This is a genomic window from Stenotrophomonas sp. TWI1149 (genome assembly GCF_039673155.1).
In the GTDB taxonomy this organism is placed as follows: domain Bacteria; phylum Pseudomonadota; class Gammaproteobacteria; order Xanthomonadales; family Xanthomonadaceae; genus Stenotrophomonas; species Stenotrophomonas maltophilia_AA.
In genome coordinates this window covers 184,705-209,807 of sequence record NZ_JBDJLB010000006.1, presented here as the reverse complement: position 1 = coordinate 209,807, position 25,103 = coordinate 184,705, and the positions used below count along the sequence as shown (strand labels likewise).

Sequence of the window (25,103 nt, the reverse complement as noted above, 5' to 3'; positions counted from 1 at the left end):
GCGGGCGGCACCGGATCGGTGTCGCCGGACGCGCAGGGGCACACCACACCGCTGCAATCGTTCCCAAGGACACTGCATGAAATTGTTTGAGCTCCTCCTGGTCGTACTGACGTTGGCCTCGGGCCTGATCCTGCTGGCCGAGAAGCTGTACTTCGCCAAGCGCCGCGCCCAGCGCGCCGGCCTGCTGGACACCGAGCCGGTGATGGTCGACTACGCGCGGGCGTTCTTCCCGGTGCTGGCGATCGTGCTGGTGGTGCGCAGCTTCATCGCCGAACCGTACAAGATCCCGTCCAGCTCGATGATGCCCAACCTGCTGATCGGCGATTTCATCCTGGTCAACAAGTTCTCCTACGGCCTGCGCCTGCCGCTGAACAACGCCAAGGTGATCCCGTTCGGCGAGCCCAAGCGTGGCGACGTGGTGGTGTTCCACTTCCCGGGCCATTCGGACAACGATCCGGCCAAGGGCGAGAACTTCATCAAGCGCGTGATCGGTGTGCCGGGCGACCAGATCGAGTTCCAGGGCAACGGCCTGATCCTCAATGGCGAGCCGGTCAAATACGACAACAAGGGCCTGTACGCCGGCCACAACGGCCAGGGCGAGGGCAGTTCGCTGCTGGTCGAGCACCTGCCGGGCCGCACGCATACCGTGCTGGAGACCGATTACGCCCGCGGCGAAGGGCAGTGGACCGTCCCGGCCGGCAGGTACCTGGTGATGGGCGACAATCGCGACAACAGTGACGACGGCCGTTTCTGGGGCCTGCTGCCGGAAGAGAACCTCCGCGGCAAGGCGTTCCTGATCTGGCTGAACTGCTCGGGCTGGTTCTGCAAGGACGGCTTCGAACCGTCGCGGATCGGCACGGCTATCCATTGATTCATGGCACACGCGTATCTGGGGAGAACGCAATGAAGAACATGACATCGCAGCGCGGCATCACCTTGATCTCGTTCCTGGTGGTGCTGATCGTGGTCGCCTTCGGCCTGTACATCGGCATGAAGCTGTTCCCGATGTACCAGGAGTACTACGCCGTCCGTTCGGCGATGAAGAGCCTGGCCAAGGAGCCCGGCGTGGGCAACATGGAGCCGCGCCGCATCCAGGACATGTTCTTCAAGCGCCTGTACATCAACTACTCCGAAAACGTGAAACCCGCCGACGTGAAGTTCGATCGCATCGATGGCGGCTGGAACATGAAGGTCTACTACGAAGTGCGCCGTGAAATGATCGGCAACCTGGACGTGGTGGGCAAATTTGATTCAAACCAGGAATTGACCCGTAGCGGTGCCGACTAAGACCTTCCAACGCGGTGACCTGATCGGTCACGCCTTCAACGATCCGGGCCTGCTCCAGCAGGCGCTGACGCATCGCAGCGCCGGCACGCCCAACAATGAGCGGCTGGAATTCCTCGGCGACAGCATCGTCAACATGATGGTGGCCCAGGCGCTCTACGAACGCTGGCCCAAGGCCGACGAGGGCGCGCTGACCCGTGCCCGCGCCGAGCTGGTGCGTGAAGGCGCGCTGGCGGTGATCGCGCGCGAGCTGCAGCTGGGCGAGCGCCTGATCCTGGGCCCCGGCGAGATGAAGACCGGCGGCCATCGCCGCGACTCCATCCTGGCCGATGCACTGGAGGCCGTCGTCGCCGCGATCTACCTCGATGCCGGGTTTGCCGCCTGCGGCACGGTGGTGCTGCCCTGGTTCAGCGCCTCGATGCAGGCCCTGCCGGCCACCGGCAAGCCCGAGAAAGACCCCAAGACGCGGCTGCAGGAATGGCTGCAGGCCCGACAGAAGGCGCTGCCCCAGTACGAGCTGGTGTCAGAATCGGGTGACGATCATGCCAAGACCTTCCGGGTACGCTGCGGCGTAACCGACCCCGCTGTCAGCACCGAAGGCGAAGGTGCCTCGCGACGGCTGGCCGAACAACAAGCGGCTGCCGCCGCCCTTGAGCAACTGGATTCCAAGTGAACGAAGCAACCCCCCATCGTTCCGGCAGCGTGGCCGTCATCGGTCGCCCCAACGTCGGCAAATCCACCCTGACCAACGCCCTGGTGGGCGCCAAGGTCAGCATCGTCTCCAACCGCCCGCAGACCACGCGGCACCGGTTGCTGGGCATTGCCAGCTACCCGGACGGCCAGATCGTACTGGTCGACACCCCCGGCCTGCACCGCGCGCAGAAGCGCGCTATGAACCGGGTGATGAACCGCGCCGCGCGCGGCTCGCTCGAGGGCGTGGACGCCGGCATGCTGGTGATCGAGGCCGGCCGCTGGGATGACGAAGACACCCTGGCCTTCAACGTGCTCAGCGACTCCGGCATCCCGGTGGTGCTGGTGGTCAACAAGATCGACCGCCTCAAGGACAAGGGCGCCCTGCTGCCGTTCCTGCAGCAGGTCACCGAAGGCCGCACGTTCGCGGCCGTGCATCCGATCTCGGCGCAGAAGCGCAACGGCCTGGAGTCGCTGGTCCGCGACCTGATGAAGCTGTTGCCGGAAGCCCCGCCGATGTTCGGCGAGGACGAGATCACCGACCGCAGCCAGCGTTTCCTGGCCGGTGAACTGGTGCGCGAGCAGCTGATGCGCCAGCTCGGTGAGGAACTGCCGTATGCGACCACGGTCGAGATCGAGCGCTTCGTCGAAGACGGCAACCTGCTGCGCATCGGCGCGGTGATCTGGGTCGAGCGCGAAGGCCAGAAGGCGATCGTGATCGGCAAGGCCGGCACCCGCCTGAAGGAAATCGGGGCCAAGTCGCGCCTGCAGATGGAGCGCCTGTTCGGGGCCAAGGTCTTCCTGGAAACCTGGGTCCGCGTGCGCGAAGGCTGGTCCGACGACGAAGCCGCGCTCAAGGCGTTCGGCTACGAATAATGCCTCCCTCCGCGGGCGGTTGAGTCATGCGCATCGACGATGAGCCGGCGTTCGTACTGCATGCCCGGGCGTGGCGGGAGACCAGCCTGCTGGTTGAAGTGCTGACCGAGCAGTACGGCCGGATCGGGGTGCTCGCCCGGGGTGTCTCCAGCCCGCGCAGCCAGGCGCTGCGCGCGGCCCTGCAGCCGTTGCAGTGGATCCGCCTGACCGCCGTGCAGCGGGGCGAACTGGCCCAGCTGCGTGGGGCCGAAGCGCTCGATGCCGCGCCGCGGCTGACCGGCGAGGCGATGCTGGCCGGGTTCTACATCAACGAACTGATGATGCGGCTGGCGCCCCGCCAGGACCCGCTGCCCGAGCTCTATGACCACTACGCGCAGGTGCGTGCCCGGTTGCGCGATGGCGAGCCGTTGGCCTGGACGCTGCGGCGCTTCGAGCGCGATCTGCTGGAGGCGCTGGGGTTCGGCTTCGATCTGCTGCATGGCAGCGATGACGAGCCGGTCGACCCGGCCGCGCGCTACGAACTGGACCCGCAGGAGGGGCCGCGTCGGCTGCTCAGCGACCGCGGTGTCGATCAGCGCCGCGGCACGGCAACTGGCAGCGCCTTGCTGGCGCTGGCCGCCGACGCGATGCCCGGGCCCGAGGATCTGGGCAGCCTGCGCAGGCCGATGCGCGCGGTGCTGATGCACCACCTGGGCGGACGCGGCCTGAAATCCTGGGAAATGCTCGAGGATCTGGCCCGGCGCCGCCCGTAGCGCCGGCGGGGATCTACTGCAGCAGCGCGTCGACCGCGACGCGGAAGCGGCCCTGGGCACCGGTGGATTCCGGGGCCTGGTGCAGCTGGCGGACCGCCCGCGCCAGGCGTGCGGCGCCGACGAACCCGCAGCTGGCCTGCAGCCGATGCAGCTGCCCCCGCAGGGCCCGCACATCGTCCTCGCGCAGGGCCTGGGCCACGGCGTCGCGCACCCCCGGCAACTCGGCCAGGAACAGTTCGCGCAGGGCGATCAGGTGGTGGCGCTGCCCATTCAGCGCAGCCAGGGCAGTGGTCTCGTCCCAATCCTGGCGCAGGCTGTCGGCATCGTCCGCGTCCGGGTCGAGCGGGGCCGACAGGCTGCCGGCGGTATGTACCAGCGCACGACGGACCGCCTTGAGCAGGTGTTCGCGGCTCAGCGGCTTGACCAGGGTCTCGCTGAAGCCGGCGTCGCGCAGGCGCGAGTGGATCGAGGTATCGCCGTCGGCAGTATGCGCCAGCGCCGGGGTGTCCGGCCGCGAGCGGCGCAGTTCCTGCAGCAGCTCGGTGCCGTTGCCGTCGGGCAGGTTGACGTCGATCAGCCACAGGTCATGCTGGCTGCCGCGGGCGCGGTCCATGGCCGTGGCCAGTGAATCGGCGGTATCGACCTGGGCCGGCAGGGTTTCCAGCGCGGCCTTGAAGAAGCCGCGGCTGATGGTGTCGTCCTCGACGAGCAGGAATCGGGGCATGGGATCCCTCGGGGTCATCTGCATATGGGCTGCCTCCATGTCAGCTGCCTCCATAGTAAACGCGAAGGCTCGGCCTGCAAGCGGTTTCATCGGGCGGCAAGTCAGTTGGCAGTTGGTATCTGCGACAATACGCACCCTTTTTGCCCGCAGCCTGTTGCCACGTGGCCCGAACCCGCTCCCGCCTCGACCGTACCCCCTTCCAGACCGACATCCTCGACCTCAGCCATGATGGCCGTGGCGTTGCCCGCCGCGACGGCGAGGGTGGCAAGGTCACCTTCATCACCGGCGCGCTGCCGGGCGAGGTGGTGACCGCCGAACCGACCGCGCGCAACCGCCATTTCGATGAAGCCCGGACCCTCGAGGTGGTACAGGCCTCGCCGCAGCGGGTGACCCCGCGCTGCCCGCATTTCGGCGTCTGCGCCGGCTGCGTGCTGCAGCACCTGGAGGAGTCGCAGCAGATCGTGGCCAAGCAGCGCGTGCTGATCGACAACCTGACCCGGATCGGCCACGTCAGCCCCGGCACCGTGCTGCCGCCGCTGGTCGGCGACAGCTGGGGCTACCGCCGCAAGGGCCGCTTCTCGGTGCGCCGCGTCGAGAAGAAAGACAAGACCCTGGTCGGCTTCCGCGAGCTGGATCCGCGTTTCGTCGCGGACCTGAGCCAGTGCCTGACGGTCATTCCCGAGATCGGCATGAAGGTCGGCGTGCTGTCCGAGTTCATCGAAACGCTCGATGGCAAACGCGATATCCCCCAGATCGAATTCATCGCCGGCGATGACGCGATCGTCCTGACCATCCGCCACATGCAGCCGCTCAGCGACGCTGACCGCGCGGCCTGGACCGCCTTCGGGCAGGAGCACGGCTTCGCGATCTCGCTGCAGCCCGGTGGCGTGGAGTCCGTGCATCCGCTGTGGCCGGCCGAAGTACCGCTGTCGTTCAAGCTGGCGCCGTGGGACGTCGAGCTGGCGTTCCGCCCGCTGGACTTCATCCAGGTCAACGCCAAGCTCAACGTGCAGATGATCGCGCACGCGCTGGCGCTGCTGGATGCCGGCCCGGACGAGCGCGTGCTCGATCTGTTCTGCGGCCTGGGCAACTTCACGCTGCCGCTGGCGCGTACCGTACGCAACGTCGTCGGCGTGGAAGGTGATGCCGGCCTGGTCGCGCGTGCGAAAGAGAACGCCGTGCGCAACGGCTTGGAGAACGCCGAGTTCCATGCCGCCGACCTGACCCAGGACCAGCGCCAGGCGTCGTGGATGCGCCAGGGCTTCGACAAGCTGCTGCTGGATCCGCCGCGCTCGGGCGCGATTGAAGTGCTGCAGCAGCTGCCGCTGAAGCAGTTCAAGCGGATCGTCTACGTGAGCTGCCATCCCGGCTCGCTGGCGCGCGACGCCGGCTACCTGGTCAACGAGCAGGGTTTCACCCTGGTCTCGGCCGGCGCGATGGACATGTTCCCGCACACCGCGCACGTGGAAAGCATCGCGGTGTTCGAAAAGCGCTGACCGCGTTCGGGCTCAGCGGCGGTCTTCCGCCGCGGCGTTCTGCCACAGGCCCTGTGCATCGAACACATAGGTCTGCGGGTCGGTACCGCGCTCGGTGCCGTCCCCGGCGGTGACATCGCAGCGGATCTCCGCGGCCTCCGTGCTGCGCAGTTCGCAGTCGTCGATCGCCAGGATCTGCAGGCGCTGCTGGAAGGCACGCAGTTCCTCTCGGGCAGCGGCATCGTCGATGGCCGCGGCACGATGATCGAGCTGCTCGATGAGCAGTTCGCGGACACGCTCACGCGGCGGCACCGGCGCGTCGACATCGGCGCGCTGCATCGCCCAGCCCATCCCCTGCGGGACGAAGCGCAGCATCCGGTAGCGGTTCTTGAGCCCGATCTCCATGCCGACCAGGCACTCGTACGCGCCGGTCACCGTCGTGCTGGCAAAGCATGGCCCATGCTCGAACCCGCGCGGGGTGAACATCGACTGCAGCAGCAGATCCTGGGCGGAGGCGGCCGGTTTCTTCTCGGCCTCGATCATGGCCATGATGGCCGCTTCGATCTGCGCGTGCGTGGGCGGCGCGGCGGCCGACACGGTCAGGGGCAGCAGCGACAGCAGCAGGGTGGGGAAAAAGGGTTTCATCGGGCGTCCTTGCAGGGCAGCCGGCCAGTATAGAAGCAGCACGTGGCCGCCGTGCCGGGATCGCCGCATACTGTGCGCATGGGCATCGAAATCGAACGCAAATACCTCGTCACCGGCGAAGGCTGGCGCACCGCCGCACACGCGGTGATCCCGATGGCGCAGGGCTATCTCAACGACACCGCCTCGCTCGACAGTGGCGCACAGAAGGCCTCGGTGCGCGTGCGCATCCAGGGCGAGCAGGCCTTCCTCAACATGAAATCGCGCGAGATCGGGCATACCCGGCAGGAGTTCGATTACCCGATCCCGGTGGACGATGCGCGCGCGCTGCTGGCGCTGTGTGTCGGCGGGCTGATCGACAAGCGCCGGCATCTGGTCGAGCACGAAGGGCTGCTCTGGGAAGTGGACGAGTTCCTGGGCGAGAACGCCGGGCTGGTGGTGGCCGAAGTCGAGCTCGAGCACGCCGATCAGGCGATCACGCTGCCCGACTGGGCCGGCGCTGAAGTGACCGACGAGGTCCGTTATTACAATCTGGCGCTGGCCGCGCACCCGTTTTCACGCTGGTCCAGCGCTGGACGCGGCTGACCGCCAGACCTTGTAAACGCCCCGCGGCACCCACAGTCTGGCCAGATGAAAATCGATATCTGGTCGGATGTGGTGTGCCCCTGGTGCTGGATCGGCAAGCACCGGTTCCAGCAGGGCCTGGCGTTGCTGGGCGATGATGCGCCCGAGGTGGAGGTGCACTGGCACCCGTTCCTGCTCGACCCCGACGCGGGAACCACGCCCGTCCCGCTGCGCGAGGCCTACGCGGCCAAGTTCGGCAGCGCCGAGCGCACCGAACAGATCCTGGCCCAGACCCAGACCGCGGCGCGCGCCGAAGGCCTGCCGATGAACTTCGACCAGGGCCAGGTCCGGGTCACCACGCTGCCGGCGCACCGTCTGATGTGGCTGGCCGGGCGTGAAGGCGTCCAGGCGGCGGTCGGCGAGGCGCTGTTCCGCGCGCATTTCGTCGAAGGCCGCAACCTGGCCGACCCGCAGACCCTGATCGCCGCCGGCGCTGCCGGTGGTCTCGACGCCGGGCGCATCACCGCGCTGCTGGCGGGCGAGGAGGGGCTGGAGGAAATACAGGCGCAGCTGGCACAGGCGCAGCGGTTTGGCATTCAGTCGGTGCCCACCTTTGTGATCGACGACACGTATGCCATCCAGGGCGCCCAGCCGCCGGAGGCCTTCGCCCAGGCACTGCGCCAGATCGCGGCGGAGCGTTCGCCCGCAGGGGCTGCCGGGCAGGGCGACGGCTGCGGCCCGGACGGCTGCGAGGTCTGACGCTGCGCGCGGGTTCTGCGACAATGCGGCGGTGCGCCATGGTGGCGCCCCGTATTGGAGACACCCCATGCTCGTGATCGGCGTTGCCGGGACCGAACTCACCGCCCAGGAACGCGAATGGCTGCAGCACGACGCCGTGGCCGGCGTCATCCTGTTCAAGCGCAACTTCGCCTCGCGCGAGCAGGTGGCCGAGCTGTCGGCGGCGATCCGTGCCGCCGCGCCGCGCCCGCAGTTGATCTGCGTGGACCAGGAGGGCGGGCGCGTGCAGCGCTTCCGTGAGGGCTACAGTGCCCTGCCGCCGCTGCAGGGCTTCGATGCGCTGCATGCCACCGATCCGCAGGCTGCGCTGGCCTTGGCCGAGCAGCACGCCTGGCTGATGGCCAGCGAAGTGCGCGCCAGCGGCGTGGACCTCAGCTTCGCCCCCGTGGTCGATCTGGGTCGCGGCAACCGGGCCATCGGCGATCGCGCCTTCAGCGCCGATCCGAAGGTGGTGGCCGCGTTCACCGCGGCCTATGTGCGCGGGATGCACAGCGTCGGCATGGCCGCCACGCTCAAGCATTTCCCGGGCCACGGCACCGTGCTGGAAGACACCCATTTCGACGATGCCAGCGACCCGCGCACGCTCGATGAACTGCGCGCGCTGGACCTGGTCCCGTTCGCGGCCGGCATCCGCGCCGGCGCCGATGCGGTGATGATGGCCCACGTGGTCTACCCGCAGGTCGCGCCGGAGCCGGCCGGCTACTCGCCGCGCTGGATCCAGCAGATCCTGCGCGAGGAGATGGGTTTCGGCGGCGTGGTCTTCTCCGATGACATCGGCATGGCGGCCTCGTTCTCGGCCGGTGGCGTCAAGGCGCGCGTGGATGCGCACCTGGACGCCGGCTGCGACGTGGTGCTGGTCTGCCACCCCGAACTGGTGGAAGAATCGCTGCGCGCGGTCGAAGGCCGCACCCTCAACACTGCTGCGCTGCTCGGCCTGATCGGTCGCGGCGCGCTGGGCTGGGACGGCCTGCTGGCCGATTCCCGCCATGGCACCACCCAATCCCGTTTGCTTGACACCCTTGGAAGAACCGTCTGATGCCCAACCTCACCATTTCCCAGGCCCTGGCCCAGGCCGACCTGCTGGTCGACCGTCCCACCATCGACAAGGCCATCGCTGGCATCGCCGACGCCATCGCGCGCGATTACAAGGGCGAGGTCCCGCTGTTCCTGTCGATCATGCACGGTGCGCTGCCGTTCGCCGGCCAGCTTGCGCTGGAACTGGGCGCACGCGGCCAGGATGTGCAGTTCGATTACCTGCACGCCACCCGCTACCGCGGTGAAACCACCGGCGGCGACCTGGTCTGGAAGCACAAGCCGGCCACCGCGCTGTTCGGCCGCCGCGTGCTGCTGGTCGATGACATCCTCGACGAGGGCTACACGCTGCAGGGCGTGCGCACCTGGTGCCTGGAGCAGGGCGCGACCGACGTGCGCATCGCCGCGCTGACGGTCAAGCTGCACGACCGCGCGCTGCCGGACGTCAAGGCCGACTACGCCGGCATCGACCTGCCGGACCGCTATGTGTTCGGTTTCGGCATGGACGTCAACGAGACGCTGCGCTGCGTGCCGGCCATCTACGCGATGAAGGAATGATGGAACACATTTCCCTCGCCGTCATCGGCGGCACCGGCGTCTACAAGCTGGCCCAGCTCGACGACGTGAGCAGCCACCAGGTCGAGACCCGTTACGGCACGCCGTCCGGTCCGATCCGCGTCGGCACGCTGCTGGGCCAGCGCGTGGCCTTCCTCGCGCGCCATGGCGAAGGCCATTCGCTGCCGCCGCACAAGATCAACTACCGCGCCAACCTCGCTGCGCTCCAGCAGATCGGCGCGCAGCGCGTGCTTGCGCTCAACACGGTCGGCGGGATCACCGAGCACTTCGGCCCGCGCGTGCTGGCCTGCCCGGACCAGCTGATCGACTACACCTGGGGGCGCATCTCGACCCTGTGCGAAGAGCCGGGTACCGACGTGCTGCATGTCGACTTCGGCCATCCGTACACGCCGATGCTGCGCAGCAAGGTGCTGGCCGCGGCGAAAGTCACCGGCGTACGCCTGCAGGACGGGGGCTGCTACGGCGCCACCCAGGGCCCGCGGCTGGAAACCAATGCGGAAATCGCGCGCATGCGCCGTGATGGCTGCGATCTGGTCGGCATGACCGGCATGCCCGAAGCCAGCCTGGCCCGCGAGCTTGGGCTGGACTACGCCTGCCTGGCGATCGTGGCCAACTGGGCCGCCGGCTGTGGCGATGGCGATGAGATCACGATGGCCGAAGTGCTGGCCAATGTGGACGCTGCCTCCTCCGGCCTGCCCGAATTGATCGGTGAATTGGCACGGGGGTGATTGTCATTCCGGTACAAGGTTTGCATACTCCGCCAGTGCGCTGGTTGAGCGTACACCACCCATTCATAGAAGAAGGTCTCGCATCACCATGCCGAACGGTACCGTCAAGTGGTTCAACGACGCCAAGGGATTTGGCTTTATCTCGCCGGAGGACGGCAGCGCCGACGTCTTCGCGCACTTCTCCGCGATCAACTCCAAGGGCTTCCGCAGTCTGCAGGAAGGCCAGAAGGTCACCTATGACGTGACCCAGGGCCCGAAGGGCGCCCAAGCCTCGAACATCGTGCCGGCTGAGTGATTTTTTCAGCTGCGCATTGAAAACCCCGCTTCGGCGGGGTTTTTTTTATCAGTGAGTCCGCGCATGACCCCTCGTCGCACCATCGCCATCGTCGGCTACGGCACGGCTGGCCAAGCCTTGTCGATCCTGCTTTCACGTGACCATCACGACGTGCACGTCTTCGAACGTGCCACCACGCCCGGTCCGGTCGGGGCGGGGTTCCTGCTCCAGCCCAGCGGCCTGGACGTGCTGTGGCAGATGGAGCTGCTGCCGGCGGTGCTCCGTCATGGCGCCGCCGTGCGCCGGCTGTACGGCGAGACCCCGTGCGGACGCGCGGTGATGGACATGCGCTATGCCGACCTGGATCCATCGCTGCACGGGGTGGGCATGCAGCGCGGCGCGCTGTTCTCGCTGCTGGCCGACGCGTGGGAGCACCCGGGCAACCTGCAGGCCGACACCGCCATCGTCGCGGTGGACGCCGCACAGGGGCGCCTGCGCGACGCACGCGGGCACTGGCATGGCCCTTACGATCTGGTGATCGCCGCCGATGGCGCCGCCTCGTCGCTGCGCGCGCAGGTGCAGGGCACCACGCTGGACCGCGAATACCCGTGGGGCGCGCTGTGGTGCCTGCTGCCGCGCGGCGATTGGCCGCACATCGATGAACTGCGGCAGCGCTACGTGGCCGCGCGCAGGATGATCGGCCTGCTGCCGGTGGGGACGCGACCAGGCAACGACACGCCGCAGCTGAGTTTCTTCTGGAGCCTGCCCCGCGACCGGTTCGCGCAGTGGGAGCGTGACGGCATGGCGCGCTGGCTCGATGAGGTTGCCGCGCTGTGGCCGCAGGCGCACGAGCGGCTCGCCGGCGTGACCGGACCGGCGCAACTTGCCCGCGCCGGCTATCGCGATGCGGTGCTCTCGCGTTGGCATCGCGAGCGGCTGGTGCTGGTCGGCGATGCCGCCCACGCGATGAGTCCCCAGCTGGGGCAGGGCGTGAACATGGCCCTGATGGACGCGATGGCGCTGCGCGATGCGCTGCGCACCCATGCCGATCGCGACACCGCGCTGCAGGCCTACCAGGCACAGCGCCGGGCCCACGTCGCGATCTACCAGTACTGGAGCCGCTGGCTGACGCCGTTGTTCCAGTCCGAGCGCGACGGCTGGGCGCGCGCACGCGATCTGCTGTTCCAGCCGATGGGCCGCGTCCCGGGCGGGCGCGGGCACATGCTCCGCGTGCTCAGCGGCACCCAGCACGGCTGGCTCGGCAGACTGCCGTTGTCGCCCAGCTTCGCGCAGGCGATGCGCGCGTTGCACGCACCCGATGGCATCCGCTGATAACGCGGCGTAGTGGTGCCTGCGCGCCGATGTGAGGACGTGAATAACATTCATTGACGGTGGACTCACCGTCGGCATGGGACAACAGCGTGGCAAACGCAGCGTACGCGGCTTTTCATCCTGCGCCCCGTGCTGCTCACGCCGAAGCGGTGTCCGATTCCTGATCGCTTGGAGGCCCGCGACTGACGGGTGGTAGGGTGGTGCTGCGTTTGCGACCTACGGTCCGGTGGACCGATCGCAACCCAAGGAGATTGAAATGCTGTTCTCGGCCGAAACTCTGGAAAGTGAAATCCGCAAACTGCGCGGACTACTGCAGATGCTGCATGAGGATCAGCCGGACGTGATGGAAGACGTGTTCGAGTTCCATGTGACCAGCCTCATCACGCACGCGGCGCCGGAGCACCATCCGCGCATCCGTGCCGCCGCCCACGAGATGTTGACCGCGATCCAGCGGCAACCGGTGCGTCCCAATCCGCACGCGCCGGACATGCGGTTGATGCCGGACCTGCTGGTCTCGGCGGCCTGATCCACACACGTTGACTGAGTGACTGTTGTCGCGCGCTGCTCGACCTAGCGCGCCGGCAACGCGATGGCCTGGTTTTCGACGCAGGCCACCAGTCTTTCGCCCGTGCCCAGCACCGGCGCGATACCTGCGGTGAATCCCGAGAAAGCGGGCAGGATCGTCATACCCTCGCGCAGCCAGAACGATGGCCAGCGCCGCTGCATGCCCGGCAGCCGGGCCAGCGGATGCAGGTGGCCGCACAGCACGTGCAGGCCGGGCTGACGCTGCGGTGCGTGACGCAGCAGGAACGGTCCCTCCTCGACACGTTCACCCAGCAGGTCGATGCCCAGATCGGCCTTGGGCAGCACACGGTCATGATTGCCCTCCAGCGCGCCGATCCAGAGCCCGGGATGTTGTTCGCGCCAGCCCTGCCATTGCCGGTACCACGCGGCGCGGTGTGCAGCGCCATGCAGTACATCGCCGAGTATCCACAGCTGGCGCACCGCGTGCTGCTGCACCATCGCGCCGAGACGCTGCAGATCATCGGAGGTGCCCCCGCTGGGCAGGCCGATGCCCGAGCGCCGGAACAGGTCCGCCTTGCCCAGGTGCAGATCGGCGATCATCAGGCCCTGCCGCGCGGGCCAATACAGCGCACGCGCGCCAAGCAGCTGGACGGTTTCGCCGGCGAGGGTGATCGGCAGTTCAGGCGCCATGGCGTTTCTCCAGTTGCTGTGCGGCGCGCAGGACGCGGGTCTTCCAGTCTTCGTTGCTGAGCTGGCCGCGCAGTCGTTCGGCCCACAACGGGAAGGACAGCGGGCCCAGGCTGGTAGGGTGCTGCAGGCTCAACGTGCGTGCCTGGCAGGACGCCAGCGCACGCGCCAGGCTGTCGAGATCGAGTTGATCGTGCAGCACCTCGTGTTCGGCCAGCGTCAGCAGGATGTGATCCGGATCATGCTGGCGCAGCACGTCGTACAGCAGCCCGCTGGAGGCCTGCAGCTGGCGCAGGCTGCGTGGCGTACGGCCGGGCAGTGCCGGCACCAGCATGCCGGACACGCGCGCGATGTCGCGGAACTGGCGTCGCGCCAGTTCGCCCAGGTTGAGGCTCTCGCGCAGATCCGTGAGCAGTCCTTCCGGTTCCAGCAGGGTGCGCACGCGCGCGGCATCGATCTCGACGGCACGCGCCGGCGCCAGCACGAACCCGTAGTCGTTGGCCGCGTAGCCGAACGTATTGGTGTGCACGCGCGTCCAGCGCATTGCCATCAACGCGGCCAGCCCTTCATTGACCTGGCGGCCGGCGAAGGGATACACGAACACGAACTGACCTTCGCGGCGGCGGACGTGTTCCACCAGCAGCAGCTCGGGCGCGGGCAACGCCGACAGGCGCGTCTGCAACGACAGCAGCGGCGCCAGCCACTGCATCTCCGGGCTCTCCGGTGGGCGGGCCAGCACCGCTTCCATTTCATGCCCGAGCGCCTCCGAGAGCGGCAGCCGCCCGCCCTGCCAACGAGGCACCACACCGTCGCCGCCGCGTGCCAGCCGCACGTACGCGGTCAGATTCTCCAGGCGCACCAGTTCGAGCAGGCGCCCGGCGAACTGGAAGCGATCCCCCGGGCGCAGCCGGCTGAGGAACTGTTCCTCCACCGCGCCGAGCCGGCCGCCGCGCAGGAACTGGACCATGACGCTGCCATCGCTGGTGATGGTGCCGATCGACAAACGATGTCGCAGCGCGACGCGACGGTCATGCACGCGGTAGATGCCATCGTCATCGCGCACGACTTTGTGGAAATCCGGATACTGCGACAGCGCGCGACCGCCCTGCACGATGAACTCCAGCACGCCCTCCCAGTGCGCGTGGTCCAGCGCGGCGAAGGCATGCGTACGTCGTACCTGCGCGAACAGCGCATCGGGATCGAAGCCACCGCCGAGCGCGCAGCTCACCGCGTGCTGCGCCAGGACGTCCAGCGACAGCCGCAGCGGCCGGCGGGCCTCGATATGACCCTGGGCCAGCGCACGTCGCGCCGCGGCGTACTCGACCAGCTCCAGCGCATGCGAGGGCACGCACACGATGTGCCCGGATTCGCCGGGGCGATGTCTGGCGCGGCCGGCACGTTGCAGCAGCCGGGCAATACCCTTGGGGCTGCCGATCTGCAGGACCTGGTCGACACTGGGGAAGTCGACGCCGAGATCAAGGCTCGACGTGGCGACCACGCAGCGCAGCCGGCCTTCGCGCAGGCCTTGTTCCGCGGCGCGGCGCAGGGCCGGGTCGAGCGAGCCGTGATGCAGGGCGAGGGTATCCGGATCTTCCGGCCACACCGCCGACAGTGCCTGGTGCCACAGTTCGGCGTGGGCGCGCGTGTTGGTGAACAGCAGGCTGGTGCGCACCGCCAGCAGTTTTTCCAGGACGCGCTGCAGCTGCGACAGGCCCAGGTGACCGGCCCAGGGGAAACGCTCGCCCTGGGCCGGCAACAGCGTCTCCACGCTGACCGGGCGCGGCCGCGCGCCGGCCACCAGCGGCGCGTCGGGCACGTCGGGCAACAACACCTCGCGTGCCTCGTCCAAATTGCCGAGCGTCGCCGAGAGCCCCCACACCTGCAGGGTGGGCAGGGCATCGCGCAGCCGGCGCAGGTTCAACTGCAGCAGCACGCCACGCTTGTTGCCCAGCAGTTCGTGCCACTCATCCACGACCACGCAGCGCAGGTGCTGCAGGCGCGCCATCGTGTCGGGATAGCTCAGCAACAACGCCAGCGACTCCGGTGTGGTCACCAGTACATCGAGCCGGCCCTCGCGCGCCAGGCGCTTGTCGCGCGCGCTGGCATCGCCGGTGCGCAGGCCCACCTGCCAGTCCAGCCCGAGCGCGTCCAGCGGCTCGCGCAGCGCGCGCGCGGTGTCGGCGGCCAGCGCACGCAGCGGCGTGATCCACAGGACCTGCAGGACCGGCACCGGTGTCTTCGCACGGCCGCGGGTCGTCCGTGGTGGCGGATCGTGCAGCGCCTGCAGCAGCGGGCCGCCGAACATCGCCAGTGTCTTGCCGCTGCCGGTCGGTGTGTGCAGCAGGCCGGACTCGCCGGCCAGATAGTGCCGCCACATCGCTTTCTGGAAGGGCAGCGGCGCCCAGCCCCGGCTGGCGAACCACGCCGTCAGGCGGGCCATGGCCTCCCGTCGCGTCACCGCGCCAGCGCCTGCAGCTGGGCCAGGGTGTCGGCCTCGCTGGCCGGCTTGTCGTGCCGCCAGCGCAGGATGCGGGGGAAGCGCACCGCGATGCCGGACTTGTGGCGCTTGCTGCGGTTCACCGCTTCGAAGCCGAGTTCGAACACCTGTTCGCCACGGACACTGCGCACCGGCCCGAACCGTTCGATCGTGTTCGCGCGGATCCAGCGGTCCAGCGCGAGGATTTCCTTGTCGTCCAGGCCCGAGTACGCCTTGGCCACCGGCACCAGGGTTTCGCCATCCCACACCCCGAAGGTGTAATCGGTGTACAGCGTGCTGCGCCGGCCATGGCCGGACTGCGCATAGATCATCACCGCATCGATGGTCAATGGATCGATTTTCCATTTCCACCAGTCGCCGCGCCGGCGTCCCGCCTGGTAGACCGAATCGCGGCGCTTGAGCATCAACCCTTCCACACCACGCTCGCGGGCGAGATCGCGGCGCAGGGCGGCGGCGCTCCAGTCCGCGACGCTGACCTCCGGCGACAGCATCAGGCGCGGGTCGTCCAGCGTGGCGAGTACGTCGGCCAGGCGCGCACGCCGTTGCGAAAGCGGCAGCGCGCGCAGGTCTTCACCGCCCAGCTCGAGCAGATCGTAGGCGAGCACGCGTACCGGTGTATCGCGCAGTGTCTTCGGCCCGGGCTTGAGCCGCTGGATGCGGGTCTGCAGCGCGGTGAACGGCAGCGGCAGTGCGTCGCCGTCGGCCCAGGCCAGCAGCTCGCCATCGATCACGCAGCCATCGGGCAACGCCATCGCCGCCGCGTCGATTTCGGGGAAGCGGCCATCCAGCCGCTCTTCGCCGCGCGACCACAGCGCGACCTCGCCCTGGCGACGCAGCACCTGCAGGCGGATGCCGTCCCACTTCCACTCCAGCAGCCAGTCCTCGATCGGACCGAGCGTGTCGACCTCCGCCTCCAGCGGCGAGGCCAGGAAGAACGGGTAGGGCTGCTGGCGATCTTCAGGGCGCTCTTCGGGTGACAGCAGGGCCGCCAGCAATCCGGGCGTCGGCACCCAGCTGCCGAGCATGCGCTGGGCGATGCGCGCGATATCGATCCCCGACCACTCCGCCAGTGCCTGCTGCACCAGCCGCTGCGACACGCCCACGCGCAGCGCACCCGTCAGCAGCTTGTTGAACACCAGACGCTCGTCGAAGGCGAGCTGTTGCCATGCCCCGGTGATGGCTGCGTGGCGTACCGGTTCGGGTTGATTGGCGACCGGCAGCAGTTTCTGCTCGATCCAGTCGGCCAGCGCGATATCCGCGCCGACCCGCAGCGGATCGTCCATCAGCAGGGTCAGCGTCTCGGCCAGGTCGCCGACCTGGTCGTAGCTGTCGTCCACCAGCCAGGCCGGCGTGTCGGAGATTTCCGCGACCCACGCGCGCAGCTCGGCGTTGCCGGCGATCTTCCGGCGCGCGCTGGTGACCTTGCCGCCGGCCAGCAGGAACAGCGCCCACGCCGCGTCGTGCGGGGGCGCCTGCTGGAAGTAGCGCACCAGCGCGGCGCGCTTGTCGCCGGTGGCGGTGCTGCGGTCGAGTTCGCTGTAGAGCGCGGCGAAGCGTTTCATTCTTCGTCCCCGTAGCCGGTGGCGAAGGCCTCGGCGGCGACGCCGCGCTCGCGCAGGAACCGGATCAGCGCGTCGGTGTTGCCGTGGGTGGCGATGACGCGACGGGCACCGGTCTCGGCGATGGTGCGCAGCAGGTCGGGCCAGTCGGCATGATCGGAGACGACGAAGCCACGGTCGTAGTTGCGGCGGCGGCGGTTGCCACGCACCCGCATCCATCCGGACGCGAAACCAAGCTGCGCGCGCTTGAAGCGGCGCATCCACGCACTCCCCGCCGCCGAGGGCGGGGCCAGGATCAGCTTGCCGGCGAACTCCGCACCGCGGGCCTGCTCGCTGACCGGCTCGGTGGCGAGCATCGGAATCCCGGCCTCACGATAGACCGCCACGCCGGTGGCGATCGCGCCATGCAGCAGCGCCGGCTGCGTATCCAGCGGCAGCAGTTCGGCCAGGATCCGCTGTGCCTTGCCCAGCGCGTAGCAGAGCAGCACGGCCGCCTCGCCGCGCGCTTCGCATTCGCGCCGCCAGGCCACGATGTCCGCCGCGACCTGCGACGTGTCCGGCCAGCGGTACACCGGCAGGCCGAAGGTCGCCTCGGTGATGAAGGTGTCGCAGGGCACCACCTCGAACGGGTCGCAGCTTGGATCGTGCTGCCGCTTGTAGTCGCCGGAGGCGACCCAGACCCGTCCCGCATGCGCGATCCGCACCTGGGCCGAGCCGAGCACGTGCCCGGCCGAATGCAGGGAGACCTCGGTGTCGCCGAGGGTGAAGCGTTCGCCGTATGCGTGCGCGCTGCAGTCCACATCGCCCAGCCGCCAGCGCAGGATCGGCAGGGTCTGCGTGGTGCAGTGGTAGTGGCCCATGCCGTTGCGCGCGTGATCGCCATGGCCGTGCGTGATCACCGCCCGCGGCACCGGTCGCCACGGGTCGATGTGGAAATCACCAGCCGGGCAGTACAGCCCCTCGGGCCGGAGCACCACCAGGTCGTCGTTGTCGGCATCCGCGTTCATGCCTGCACTGTGCCGCCGCGCTCGTGCAGGAGGTGAGAATCCGCATGAACGGCAGCCTGCAGGGGGATGCGGCAGAATCGGTGCATCTGTCTGCAAGGAGCTCGCCGTGATGACGTCAGCACTGCCCGCGTTCGAAACGCACGAGGTGGGCAACCAGCCGCCACCTTTCGGGGGGCGCAATCTGTGGGCCGACGACGTCGCACTGGCCGAGGCAGTGCAGCGCGAAGGAGGCGCCGCGTTCACGGGCCAGCTGGCGCGCTATGGCGGCCTCGCCGGCGATGAGCTGTACCGGATCGGCTTCGATGCCAATCGCGATCGGCCGCGCCTGCGCACCCACGATGCGCAGGGCCATCGCATCGATACGGTCGAGTTCCATCCGGCGTACCACCAGCTGCTGACGGCGGCGAAGACGCACGGCGTGGCCGGGCTGTCCTGGCACGACGGGCGGCCGGGTGCGCATGTCGCGCGCGCGGCATTGAGTTACCTGCATCACCAGGCCGAGGCGGGGACCAGTTGTCCGCTGACGATGACCCACGCCGCTGTCGCCGTGCTGCGCCAGGATCCTTCTCTCGCCGCCTGGGCGGACAAGGCGGCGGCCCCGCATTACGACCCGCGTGACGTGCCGATCGCGGACAAGGCCGGGATCACCCTGGGCATGGGCATGACCGAGAAGCAGGGCGGCTCGGACGTGCGCAGCAACACCACGCGGGCCGAGCCCCAGGCCGATGGCAGCTATGCGCTGGTCGGCCACAAGTGGTTCTTCTCCGCGCCGATGTCCGATGGCTTCCTGGTGCTGGCGCAGGCGCCGGGCGGCCTGAGTTGCTTCCTGATGCCGCGACGCCTGCCCGATGGCAACCGCAACGCGTTCCGGCTGATGCGCTTGAAAGACAAACTTGGCGACTGGTCCAACGCCTCCAGCGAGGTGGAGCTGTGCGGTGCCTGGGCGCAGCGTGTCGGCGAAGAAGGGCGCGGGGTGGCCACCATCATCGGCATGGTCATGATGACGCGGCTGGACTGCATGCTCGGTGCCGCCGCCGAGATGCGCATGGCCCTGGCCCAGGCGCTGCACCACACACGGCACCGGAGCAGCTTCGGCACGCGGCTGAGCGAGCACCCGCTGATGGCCAACGTCCTGGCCGATCTGGCGATCGAATCCGAAGCGGCCACGGTGTTCGCCATGCGTGTGGCACGCGCGGTGGACCAGTCCGGGGCCGATCCGCAGCAGGCCGCGTTCGCGCGCATCGCCACGGCCGTGGGCAAGTACTGGGTGTGCAAGCGCGCGGCCGTGTTCGTCAATGAAGCGCAGGAGTGCCTCGGCGGCGCGGGCTATGTGGAGGAGTCGATGCTGCCGCGCCTGTACCGGCAGGCGCCGTTGAATTCGATCTGGGAAGGCAGCGGAAACATCCAGTGTCTGGACGTACTGCGTGCCTTGTCACGCGAACCGCAGGTGCTGCACGCGCTGGATGCGGAATTGAATGCGGTGGCCGGTGCCGATGCGATCTATGACGCCGCACTGCGGGCGTTGCGCGTCCAGCTCGCGGCCACGCCGGAGCAGGCACAGGCCCGCCGTATCACCGAACGCCTGGCGCTGCTGTTGCAGGCCGCGGTCCTGCTGCGGGCGCAGAGTCCGAACACATCCGCCTTCATCCGTTCACGGCTTGGGGCCGAGCACGGGATGGCCTTCGGCACGCTGCCGGCGGATATCGATGTCGCGGCCGTGCTGGGCCGCGCACTGCCCTGACGCAGACGCCCCCTCCAAGGGAGGGGGCGTCGTGACCCACGTGATGCCCTTGAAGGGGCGGCCGGACTCAGCGCTTGGCTTCGTTGGCGTTCTTGTTGGCATCGTCCGCGACGTCGCGCGCCTTGTCGGCGACCTTCTGCGCGGCATCGGCGGTGGACTCGCTGGCGTGGGCAGCCGCATCCTTGGCGGCGACCTTGGCTTCGCCGGCAGCCTCGGAGGTGGCCGCAGCAGCGCGGTCGAGCGCCTGTTGGGTATCGGCGGCAGCGCGCTCGGAGGCGGCCGCGGCATCATCGGCAGCACTGCGGGTGGCCGCAGCAGCCTTGTCGACGGCTTCGCGCGCGGCGGCATTGGTGCTGTCGGCGGCCTGCGCGGCGTCACGGCGGGCCTGTTCGGCCTCCGGGCCCTTGCACGCGGCCAGGCCGAGCAGCAGGGAAGCGGCCAGCAGGGAGGTGGTCAGCGGACGGATCTTCATGTGGCGCTCCAGAACGGCGATGGATGGGAGGCCAGCCTAGTCATGCGCCTGTGAAGACGCGGTGCGCGCGGCAGCGCGGCAAAGAACACCCAAAGAAAAAGCCGCTGGCGAACCAGCGGCTTCTTCAGACGTGCTTGAAGAAAGAAGTGATTACTTCTTGGCTTCTTCAGCAGCGTCCTTGGCCTGCTCAGCGGTGTTTTCCGCAGTCTTGGCAGCGTCCTTCGCCTGCTCAGCAGCAGCGTCGGTGGCAGCGCCAGCAGCCTGGGCAGCGGCATCAGCCGAAGCGTCAGCAGCGGTGGTGGCGGTGTCAGCAGCAGCCTGGGCAGCGTCAGCAGCCGGGGCGCCAGCAGCAGCGGCCTGGTCAGCAGCGGCCTGGGCGTCAGCGGCGGCTTCGTTGGCCGAAGCGGCGGCGTCAGCAGCCTGCTCCTGCTTCGAGCAGGCGGTCAGAGCCAGGCCCAGGGCCATTGCGATCAGCAGCTTGTTGATGCTCATTGTTGTGAATCCTCGTCGTTAGATTAGGCAACGCGCTATTGCGCGCCCGGCAACATGATGACAAGCCACGATTTGCTGTCAAGCGATCGCGCATTCAGTTTTGAGAAATGCGCGTTAAACCAAATCAAATCAATTCGATAGCGATGGCGGTTGCTTCGCCGCCGCCAATGCACAGGGTAGCAATTCCGCGCTTGGCGTCGCGCTTGCGCAACGCGTTCACCAGCGTGACCACCAAGCGTGCACCCGACGCACCGATGGGATGACCCAATGCGCAGGCACCGCCATTGACGTTGACCTTGTCATGCGGAATGCCCAGCTCGCGGATCGGCGCCATCGCGACCACGGCGAAGGCTTCGTTGATCTCGAACAGATCCACCTGGTCCAGCGTCCAGCCGGTCTTTTCCAGCAGCTTGTGGATCGCACCGATCGGCGCGGTGGTGAACCACTCCGGCGCCTGCGAATGGGTGGCGTGGCCGACGATGCGGGCCAGCGGCTGCAGGCCACGGGCGGCGGCGTCTTCCTCGGCGAGCAGCACGACCGCGGCGGCGCCGTCGGAGATGCTCGAGGAGCTGGCGGCGGTGACCGTGCCGTCCTTCTTGAACGCCGGGCGCAGGGTCGGGATCTTGGCGATGTCCGAGCGGCTCGGCTGTTCGTCCTGTGCGTACTCGACCTCACCCTTGCGGGTGCTGACCTTCACCGGCACGATTTCACCGTCGAAGGCGCCGTTGGCCTGCGCGGCCTGCGCGCGGCGGACCGATTCGATGGCGAAGGCATCCTGGTCCTCGCGGCTGACCTGGTACTTCTCCACCGTGCATTCGGCGAACTCGCCCATGGCCTTGCCGTCGTAGGCATTGACCAGGCCGTCGTGCGCCATGTGGTCGATCACCTGGAAGTTGCCGAAGCGGTTGCCGGTGCGCGAGTTGGGGATCATGTGCGGGGCGTTGGACATCGACTCCATGCCGCCGGCGACCACGATGCTGGCCGAGCCGGCCTTGATCAGGTCATGCCCCAGCATGATGGCCTTCATGCCCGAGCCGCACACCTTGTTGAGGGTGGTGGCGCCGGTGGAGACCGGAATCCCGGCGGCGATCGCGGCCTGGCGGGCCGGCGCCTGGCCGAGATTGGCCGGCAGCACGCAGCCCATGATCACTTCGGAAACGTCCGCAGCCGGTACTCCGGACTGCTCCAGGGCCGCTGCGATCACGGTGGCCCCCAGGGTCGGGGACGGCACGCCGTTGAACTGGCCCAGGAAGGAGCCGATGGCGGTGCGCTTGGCGGCGGCGATGACGATGTTGGACATGTGCAATCTCTTTGGTGCGTGAGCGAAGAGCGGAATGGGAACGCGGGCGTTGGAAGCCGACGCATTTCCCGGCAGACTGCGTGGGGGTCGGTCCAGTATAGAGGGTCGGCATTGACTGCCGGTGTCTGCCCGGGAGGCAGGCAGGTGGGGAAGGTCCATTCACAAGGGGAGCAGGGATGAAGCAGGTTGTGATCGGCAGGTCGGCCTTGGCCGCGGCATTGGCGTTGGCACTGAGTGCCTGCGGAGGCGGAGGCAGCAATGTCCGCGGGGATCTGGAGCCGTCGCCGCCTCCGACCCAGCCCCCGTCGCCGCCCCCCACCACGCCACCTTCTCCACCACCGCCGACGGCGCCGACGCCGCAGCCGGCGATCGACGCGCACCTGGCCATCGTCCAGGCGGGGCCGGCGCAGTCCGCCGGCTGGACCGGTGCCGGCGTGCGCATCGGCATCGTCGATTCGGGCGTGAACCGTGAGCATCCCGCGCTCAGCGGGCGGGTGCTGGCGAACTACACCTACGTCGATCCGCGCGTGAACAACGTCAATGTGGACGACGTGGTCGGCCACGGCACCGTCGTCGCCGAACTGGCCGCCGGTCGCAGGGTAGGCAGCTGGCCGGGCGGCGTGGCCAGCGAAGCCCAGATCGTCTCGGCGCGGATCATCGCCGACAAGCGCCCCGTCGATGACGGCTCGGGCAGTGGCAACGAAGTGAACGGTGCGATCGGCCTGGACGGCGTGCATCAGGACCTGATCGCGGCCGGCGTCAAGATCATGAACAACTCGTGGGGCGGCCTGTACTGGACCAACCCGTCGGCCACCGCGCCGATCGCCCAGGAATACCGGCCCTTCATCATCAGCAACGGCGGCCTGGTGGTGTTCGCCACCGGCAACGAGAGCAAGCCCAATCCCTCCAGCATGGCTGCGCTGCCCAGCCAGGTTGGGCCGGGCGGCAGCCTGCCCGCGGCGGATCTGGAACGCGGCTGGCTGAGCGTGACCGCGGTCGATACCGCAGACCCGGGCAAGCTGGCTTCGTATGCCAACGCCTGCGGCGTCGCGGCGCAGTATTGCCTCGCCGCACCGGGCACGGTGGCCTATGTCGATCCGGCCAACAAGGGCGGCACGCCGGAGTACTACTATGGCTCGGGCACGTCCTATGCGGCGCCGCTGGTCTCCGGCGCGGCGGCCCTGGTGTGGCAGAAGTATCCGTATTTCACCAACGACCTGGTGCGCCAGACGCTGCTGGGCACCGCGACCGATCTCGGCGCGGCCGGCGTGGACCGGACGTTCGGCTACGGCCTGCTCAACATCGCCAAGGCGATCAATGGTCCGGCCAGGCTGGACTGGGGCGATGTGACGGTCAACGTCGCCACGCTGGGGCTGGATTCGGTGTGGAGCAACGACATCAGCGGCAACGGCGGCCTGACCAAGCAGGGTGCGGGTGCGTTGACCCTGGCCGGCGCCAATACCTACACCGGTGACACCATCATCGAGCGCGGCACCCTCGCGCTGCGCGGCGGTGCGTCGCTGCGGTCCAACGTGCTCATCGCGCCGCAGGCCGGCAATCCCAATGCCGCGGCGCTGCAGTTCATGAACGGCACCACGCGGGTCAGCGGCAACGTGGACAACGGCGCCAGCGTGATCCTGCGCAGCGACAACATCGATGCCGCGATCGAGGGCAATTACCTCCAGCGTGCCGGCGCGCAACTGGTGGTCGCACTGGGTGCCAACGCGCTCATGGTGACCGGCACCGCCACGCTGGCCGGCACGGTGCGTGTGGACAGCATCATCGCCGGTTACGTCCCCCGGGATGGACGCACGCAGCCGCTGCTGCACGCGGATGGCGGGGTGACCGGCAGCTTTGACAGCGTCACCAACGGGCTGGCGCCCGGCACCCTGCTCCAGGCCAGCCTGCTGCATGCGAACAACGACGTCACCCTGGTCATCGACCGCGTCAGCGTGACCAGCGCGAGCCTGCAGGCCGGCCTCGGTGGAACCGCGCTGGCGTCGGCGGCGCGCGTGGAATCCGCGTTCGAGGTGCTCGATGGCAACGGGGCGGCGCTGGACGGGTTCGCGGACGCGGCCGGCCAGCTGCAGCAGGTCGATGGGGCCAGCGCCTTGCAGGCGAGCCTGGACAGCCTGTCCGGCAAGGCGCATGCGCTGGCGACGGCGGCGACCTTCGACAGCATCGACATGAACCGTCGTGCGCTGTCGGCACGGGTCGGTGACGTGCAGGCCGCACCGCGCCTGCGCGGTGCCTGGCAGAGTGCGTTGGGCGAGGCGGGGCAGGGCAGCTTCGCCGGCAACGGGGTGGCGACCCGAGGCTGGATGATGGGCCAGGACATGGCGCTGGGCAGCTACGGCATGCTCGGTTTCGCGTTCGGTGAAACGCGCAGCTACGGCAGCCGGGAGTGGGGCAGTGACCGCGGCCGCGATCGTCAATCGCAGGCGCAGGTCTATGCGGGCTGGGGGACCGGCCGTGCGTATGCGATGGGCCAGATCGGCGCCGGCCAGTTCACCCGTGAGATCGATCGCCAGCTGCTGCTGGGGGCCGGCCAGTACGGCGTCAACGCGCGCTACGGCGGCAGCTTCAGCGCGGCCAGCGTGGAATCGGGCTACCGCTTCGGCAGTGCCACCGCCTCGCTGACGCCTTACCTGGGTGCCGAGTACGCCCGGGTGGACAGTGACGGTTTCAGCGAAGCGGGCGGCATGGGCTTTGGCCTGCGCGCGCACGATACCGTGAGCACGCGCAGCCAGGCCCTGGCCGGTCTGCGTGCCGAGCGTCGCTGGGGCGGCTGGTCGCTGCGCGGCTACGCCGAGTGGCAACAGCATCTGTCCAGCGACGGCCTGGCCTTGGACGCCAGCTTCGTCGGGGTCGAGGCCTGGGCACCGGTGGCCGGGTTGCAGCCGGCCCGCTCGGGCGGTCTGTTCGGGCTTTCGGTGGAATCGTGGCTGAGCCGCACCAGCCGCCTGGCCTTCGGCTACGACCAGCGCTTCGGCCCGCGGGGCGATCTGCGCCAGGTGCAGCTGCGCTATTCGGCCGGGTTCTGACAGCCGGTCTCACTGTGACGTGTGTAAAAAAA

Annotated in this window: 25 protein-coding genes; 16 read left to right on the top strand and 9 right to left on the bottom strand. The window is 68.6% G+C overall.

The window, feature by feature from the left end; translation table 11 throughout:
• Positions 1-76 precede the first annotated feature (76 nt).
• Genes lepB through recO form a run of 5 tightly spaced genes read left to right on the top strand, consistent with a single transcriptional unit; the run spans position 77 to position 3,602 of the window.
• The gene (gene lepB / locus ABE424_RS09230) at positions 77-871 is read left to right on the top strand and encodes a signal peptidase I (RefSeq protein ID WP_176989189.1); all 795 of its coding nucleotides are present in this window, start codon (positions 77-79) and stop codon (positions 869-871) included.
• Between the two features lie 32 nt (positions 872-903).
• Complete coding sequence (locus tag ABE424_RS09225; protein WP_346492423.1) at positions 904-1,287, top strand: DUF4845 domain-containing protein; 384 nt, start codon at positions 904-906, stop codon at positions 1,285-1,287.
• Positions 1,277-1,957 carry a ribonuclease III gene (gene rnc, locus ABE424_RS09220; protein ID WP_179458247.1) on the top strand — a complete coding sequence of 227 codons (681 nt, stop codon included), beginning with the start codon at positions 1,277-1,279 and terminating at the stop codon, positions 1,955-1,957. Before ABE424_RS09225 ends, rnc begins: the two co-directional genes overlap by 11 nt.
• Complete coding sequence (gene era / locus ABE424_RS09215) at positions 1,954-2,850, top strand: GTPase Era (RefSeq protein ID WP_176989192.1); 897 nt, start codon at positions 1,954-1,956, stop codon at positions 2,848-2,850. The genes rnc and era overlap by 4 nt, the downstream gene beginning before the upstream one ends.
• 26 nt (positions 2,851-2,876) lie before the next feature.
• Positions 2,877-3,602 carry a DNA repair protein RecO gene (gene recO / locus ABE424_RS09210; RefSeq protein ID WP_346492424.1) on the top strand — a complete coding sequence of 242 codons (726 nt, stop codon included), beginning with the start codon at positions 2,877-2,879 and terminating at the stop codon, positions 3,600-3,602.
• Positions 3,603-3,615: 13 nt separating this feature from the next.
• Here recO and ABE424_RS09205 read toward each other — a convergent pair whose 3' ends face one another.
• Complete coding sequence (locus ABE424_RS09205) at positions 3,616-4,350, bottom strand: response regulator (protein ID WP_346489577.1); 735 nt, start codon at positions 4,348-4,350, stop codon at positions 3,616-3,618.
• A 137-nt stretch (positions 4,351-4,487) separates the two neighbouring features.
• Between ABE424_RS09205 and rlmD the strand changes: the two genes are divergently transcribed.
• Positions 4,488-5,822, top strand: a complete 1,335-nt coding sequence (rlmD, locus tag ABE424_RS09200) for a 23S rRNA (uracil(1939)-C(5))-methyltransferase RlmD (RefSeq protein ID WP_179458249.1) — start codon at positions 4,488-4,490, stop codon at positions 5,820-5,822.
• A gap of 12 nt (positions 5,823-5,834) precedes the next feature.
• Here the strand turns inward: rlmD and ABE424_RS09195 are convergent, their stop codons facing one another.
• A complete protein-coding gene (locus tag ABE424_RS09195) occupies positions 5,835-6,446 on the bottom strand; it encodes a hypothetical protein (RefSeq protein WP_346492425.1) in 612 nt (203 codons plus the stop codon).
• Between the two features lie 78 nt (positions 6,447-6,524).
• Between ABE424_RS09195 and ABE424_RS09190 the strand changes: the two genes are divergently transcribed.
• From ABE424_RS09190 to ABE424_RS09155, 8 genes are all read left to right on the top strand, one after another.
• The gene (locus ABE424_RS09190) at positions 6,525-7,028 is read left to right on the top strand and encodes a CYTH domain-containing protein (RefSeq protein WP_346492426.1); all 504 of its coding nucleotides are present in this window, start codon (positions 6,525-6,527) and stop codon (positions 7,026-7,028) included.
• Positions 7,029-7,073: 45 nt separating this feature from the next.
• Positions 7,074-7,766 (top strand): DsbA family oxidoreductase, encoded by a 693-nt coding sequence (locus tag ABE424_RS09185; RefSeq protein WP_346492427.1) that lies wholly within the window; start codon positions 7,074-7,076, stop codon positions 7,764-7,766.
• A gap of 67 nt (positions 7,767-7,833) precedes the next feature.
• Positions 7,834-8,841 (top strand): beta-N-acetylhexosaminidase, encoded by a 1,008-nt coding sequence (nagZ, locus tag ABE424_RS09180; RefSeq protein ID WP_346492428.1) that lies wholly within the window; start codon positions 7,834-7,836, stop codon positions 8,839-8,841.
• Positions 8,841-9,395, top strand: a complete 555-nt coding sequence (locus tag ABE424_RS09175; protein ID WP_019183441.1) for a hypoxanthine-guanine phosphoribosyltransferase — start codon at positions 8,841-8,843, stop codon at positions 9,393-9,395. Before nagZ ends, ABE424_RS09175 begins: the two co-directional genes overlap by 1 nt.
• On the top strand, positions 9,395-10,141 hold the full coding sequence (locus tag ABE424_RS09170) for an S-methyl-5'-thioinosine phosphorylase (protein WP_176989199.1): 747 nt from the start codon (positions 9,395-9,397) through the stop codon (positions 10,139-10,141). The genes ABE424_RS09175 and ABE424_RS09170 overlap by 1 nt, the downstream gene beginning before the upstream one ends.
• Positions 10,142-10,229: 88 nt before the next feature.
• Positions 10,230-10,436 (top strand): cold-shock protein, encoded by a 207-nt coding sequence (locus ABE424_RS09165; protein WP_019183439.1) that lies wholly within the window; start codon positions 10,230-10,232, stop codon positions 10,434-10,436.
• 63 nt (positions 10,437-10,499) lie between these two features.
• Entirely contained in the window at positions 10,500-11,747 is a 1,248-nt protein-coding gene (locus ABE424_RS09160) for an NAD(P)/FAD-dependent oxidoreductase (protein ID WP_346492429.1), read from the top strand.
• Between the two features lie 256 nt (positions 11,748-12,003).
• Entirely contained in the window at positions 12,004-12,273 is a 270-nt protein-coding gene (locus ABE424_RS09155) for a hypothetical protein (protein ID WP_346492430.1), read from the top strand.
• A gap of 44 nt (positions 12,274-12,317) precedes the next feature.
• Here ABE424_RS09155 and pdeM read toward each other — a convergent pair whose 3' ends face one another.
• From pdeM to ABE424_RS09135, 4 genes are read right to left on the bottom strand one after another with little or no spacing between them, the layout of a single operon-like run.
• Positions 12,318-12,962 (bottom strand): ligase-associated DNA damage response endonuclease PdeM, encoded by a 645-nt coding sequence (pdeM, locus tag ABE424_RS09150; RefSeq protein WP_346492431.1) that lies wholly within the window; start codon positions 12,960-12,962, stop codon positions 12,318-12,320.
• Entirely contained in the window at positions 12,952-15,399 is a 2,448-nt protein-coding gene (locus ABE424_RS09145) for a ligase-associated DNA damage response DEXH box helicase (protein WP_346492432.1), read from the bottom strand. Before ABE424_RS09145 ends, pdeM begins: the two co-directional genes overlap by 11 nt.
• A gap of 14 nt (positions 15,400-15,413) precedes the next feature.
• Positions 15,414-17,018, bottom strand: coding sequence for an ATP-dependent DNA ligase (locus ABE424_RS09140; RefSeq protein ID WP_346492433.1), 1,605 nt, complete (start codon positions 17,016-17,018; stop codon positions 15,414-15,416).
• On the bottom strand, positions 17,015-18,022 hold the full coding sequence (locus ABE424_RS09135; RefSeq protein ID WP_176989205.1) for a ligase-associated DNA damage response exonuclease: 1,008 nt from the start codon (positions 18,020-18,022) through the stop codon (positions 17,015-17,017). The genes ABE424_RS09140 and ABE424_RS09135 overlap by 4 nt, the downstream gene beginning before the upstream one ends.
• Before the next feature lie 109 nt (positions 18,023-18,131).
• On the opposite strand from ABE424_RS09135, the gene ABE424_RS09130 reads away from it, so the two are divergent.
• On the top strand, positions 18,132-19,763 hold the full coding sequence (locus ABE424_RS09130; RefSeq protein WP_346492434.1) for an isovaleryl-CoA dehydrogenase: 1,632 nt from the start codon (positions 18,132-18,134) through the stop codon (positions 19,761-19,763).
• Positions 19,764-19,830: 67 nt separating this feature from the next.
• On the opposite strand, the gene ABE424_RS09125 is transcribed toward ABE424_RS09130, so the two are convergent.
• The 3 genes from ABE424_RS09125 to ABE424_RS09115 form a co-directional block, all read right to left on the bottom strand.
• Positions 19,831-20,235, bottom strand: a complete 405-nt coding sequence (locus ABE424_RS09125; protein ID WP_176989207.1) for a hypothetical protein — start codon at positions 20,233-20,235, stop codon at positions 19,831-19,833.
• Positions 20,236-20,385: 150 nt separating this feature from the next.
• Positions 20,386-20,727, bottom strand: a complete 342-nt coding sequence (locus ABE424_RS09120; RefSeq protein ID WP_019183430.1) for a hypothetical protein — start codon at positions 20,725-20,727, stop codon at positions 20,386-20,388.
• A 124-nt stretch (positions 20,728-20,851) separates the two neighbouring features.
• On the bottom strand, positions 20,852-22,027 hold the full coding sequence (locus ABE424_RS09115) for a thiolase family protein (RefSeq protein WP_346492435.1): 1,176 nt from the start codon (positions 22,025-22,027) through the stop codon (positions 20,852-20,854).
• A 176-nt stretch (positions 22,028-22,203) separates the two neighbouring features.
• Between ABE424_RS09115 and ABE424_RS09110 the strand changes: the two genes are divergently transcribed.
• A complete protein-coding gene (locus ABE424_RS09110) occupies positions 22,204-25,071 on the top strand; it encodes a S8 family serine peptidase (protein ID WP_346492436.1) in 2,868 nt (955 codons plus the stop codon).
• Positions 25,072-25,103 lie beyond the last annotated feature (32 nt).

What these genes read in the sequence shown, in the direction of transcription:
- ABE424_RS09195 (WP_346492425.1), bottom strand. Translation starts at nt 6,446, where the DNA reads ATGAAACCCTTTTTCCCCACCCTGCTGCTGTCGCTGCTGCCCCTGACC.
- ABE424_RS09175 (WP_019183441.1), top strand. Translation starts at nt 8,841, where the DNA reads ATGCCCAACCTCACCATTTCCCAGGCCCTGGCCCAGGCCGACCTGCTG.
- ABE424_RS09170 (WP_176989199.1), top strand. Translation starts at nt 9,395, where the DNA reads ATGGAACACATTTCCCTCGCCGTCATCGGCGGCACCGGCGTCTACAAG.
- ABE424_RS09135 (WP_176989205.1), bottom strand. Translation starts at nt 18,022, where the DNA reads ATGAACGCGGATGCCGACAACGACGACCTGGTGGTGCTCCGGCCCGAG.
- lepB (WP_176989189.1), top strand. Translation starts at nt 77, where the DNA reads ATGAAATTGTTTGAGCTCCTCCTGGTCGTACTGACGTTGGCCTCGGGC.
- ABE424_RS09140 (WP_346492433.1), bottom strand. Translation starts at nt 17,018, where the DNA reads ATGAAACGCTTCGCCGCGCTCTACAGCGAACTCGACCGCAGCACCGCC.
- ABE424_RS09190 (WP_346492426.1), top strand. Translation starts at nt 6,525, where the DNA reads ATGGGCATCGAAATCGAACGCAAATACCTCGTCACCGGCGAAGGCTGG.
- nagZ (WP_346492428.1), top strand. Translation starts at nt 7,834, where the DNA reads ATGCTCGTGATCGGCGTTGCCGGGACCGAACTCACCGCCCAGGAACGC.
- ABE424_RS09160 (WP_346492429.1), top strand. Translation starts at nt 10,500, where the DNA reads ATGACCCCTCGTCGCACCATCGCCATCGTCGGCTACGGCACGGCTGGC.
- ABE424_RS09185 (WP_346492427.1), top strand. Translation starts at nt 7,074, where the DNA reads ATGAAAATCGATATCTGGTCGGATGTGGTGTGCCCCTGGTGCTGGATC.
- ABE424_RS09145 (WP_346492432.1), bottom strand. Translation starts at nt 15,399, where the DNA reads ATGGCCCGCCTGACGGCGTGGTTCGCCAGCCGGGGCTGGGCGCCGCTG.
- recO (WP_346492424.1), top strand. Translation starts at nt 2,877, where the DNA reads ATGCGCATCGACGATGAGCCGGCGTTCGTACTGCATGCCCGGGCGTGG.
- ABE424_RS09120 (WP_019183430.1), bottom strand. Translation starts at nt 20,727, where the DNA reads ATGAGCATCAACAAGCTGCTGATCGCAATGGCCCTGGGCCTGGCTCTG.
- ABE424_RS09115 (WP_346492435.1), bottom strand. Translation starts at nt 22,027, where the DNA reads ATGTCCAACATCGTCATCGCCGCCGCCAAGCGCACCGCCATCGGCTCC.
- ABE424_RS09125 (WP_176989207.1), bottom strand. Translation starts at nt 20,235, where the DNA reads ATGAAGATCCGTCCGCTGACCACCTCCCTGCTGGCCGCTTCCCTGCTG.
- ABE424_RS09155 (WP_346492430.1), top strand. Translation starts at nt 12,004, where the DNA reads ATGCTGTTCTCGGCCGAAACTCTGGAAAGTGAAATCCGCAAACTGCGC.
- ABE424_RS09225 (WP_346492423.1), top strand. Translation starts at nt 904, where the DNA reads ATGAAGAACATGACATCGCAGCGCGGCATCACCTTGATCTCGTTCCTG.
- pdeM (WP_346492431.1), bottom strand. Translation starts at nt 12,962, where the DNA reads ATGGCGCCTGAACTGCCGATCACCCTCGCCGGCGAAACCGTCCAGCTG.
- ABE424_RS09165 (WP_019183439.1), top strand. Translation starts at nt 10,230, where the DNA reads ATGCCGAACGGTACCGTCAAGTGGTTCAACGACGCCAAGGGATTTGGC.
- ABE424_RS09205 (WP_346489577.1), bottom strand. Translation starts at nt 4,350, where the DNA reads ATGCAGATGACCCCGAGGGATCCCATGCCCCGATTCCTGCTCGTCGAG.
- ABE424_RS09110 (WP_346492436.1), top strand. Translation starts at nt 22,204, where the DNA reads ATGAAGCAGGTTGTGATCGGCAGGTCGGCCTTGGCCGCGGCATTGGCG.
- ABE424_RS09130 (WP_346492434.1), top strand. Translation starts at nt 18,132, where the DNA reads ATGACGTCAGCACTGCCCGCGTTCGAAACGCACGAGGTGGGCAACCAG.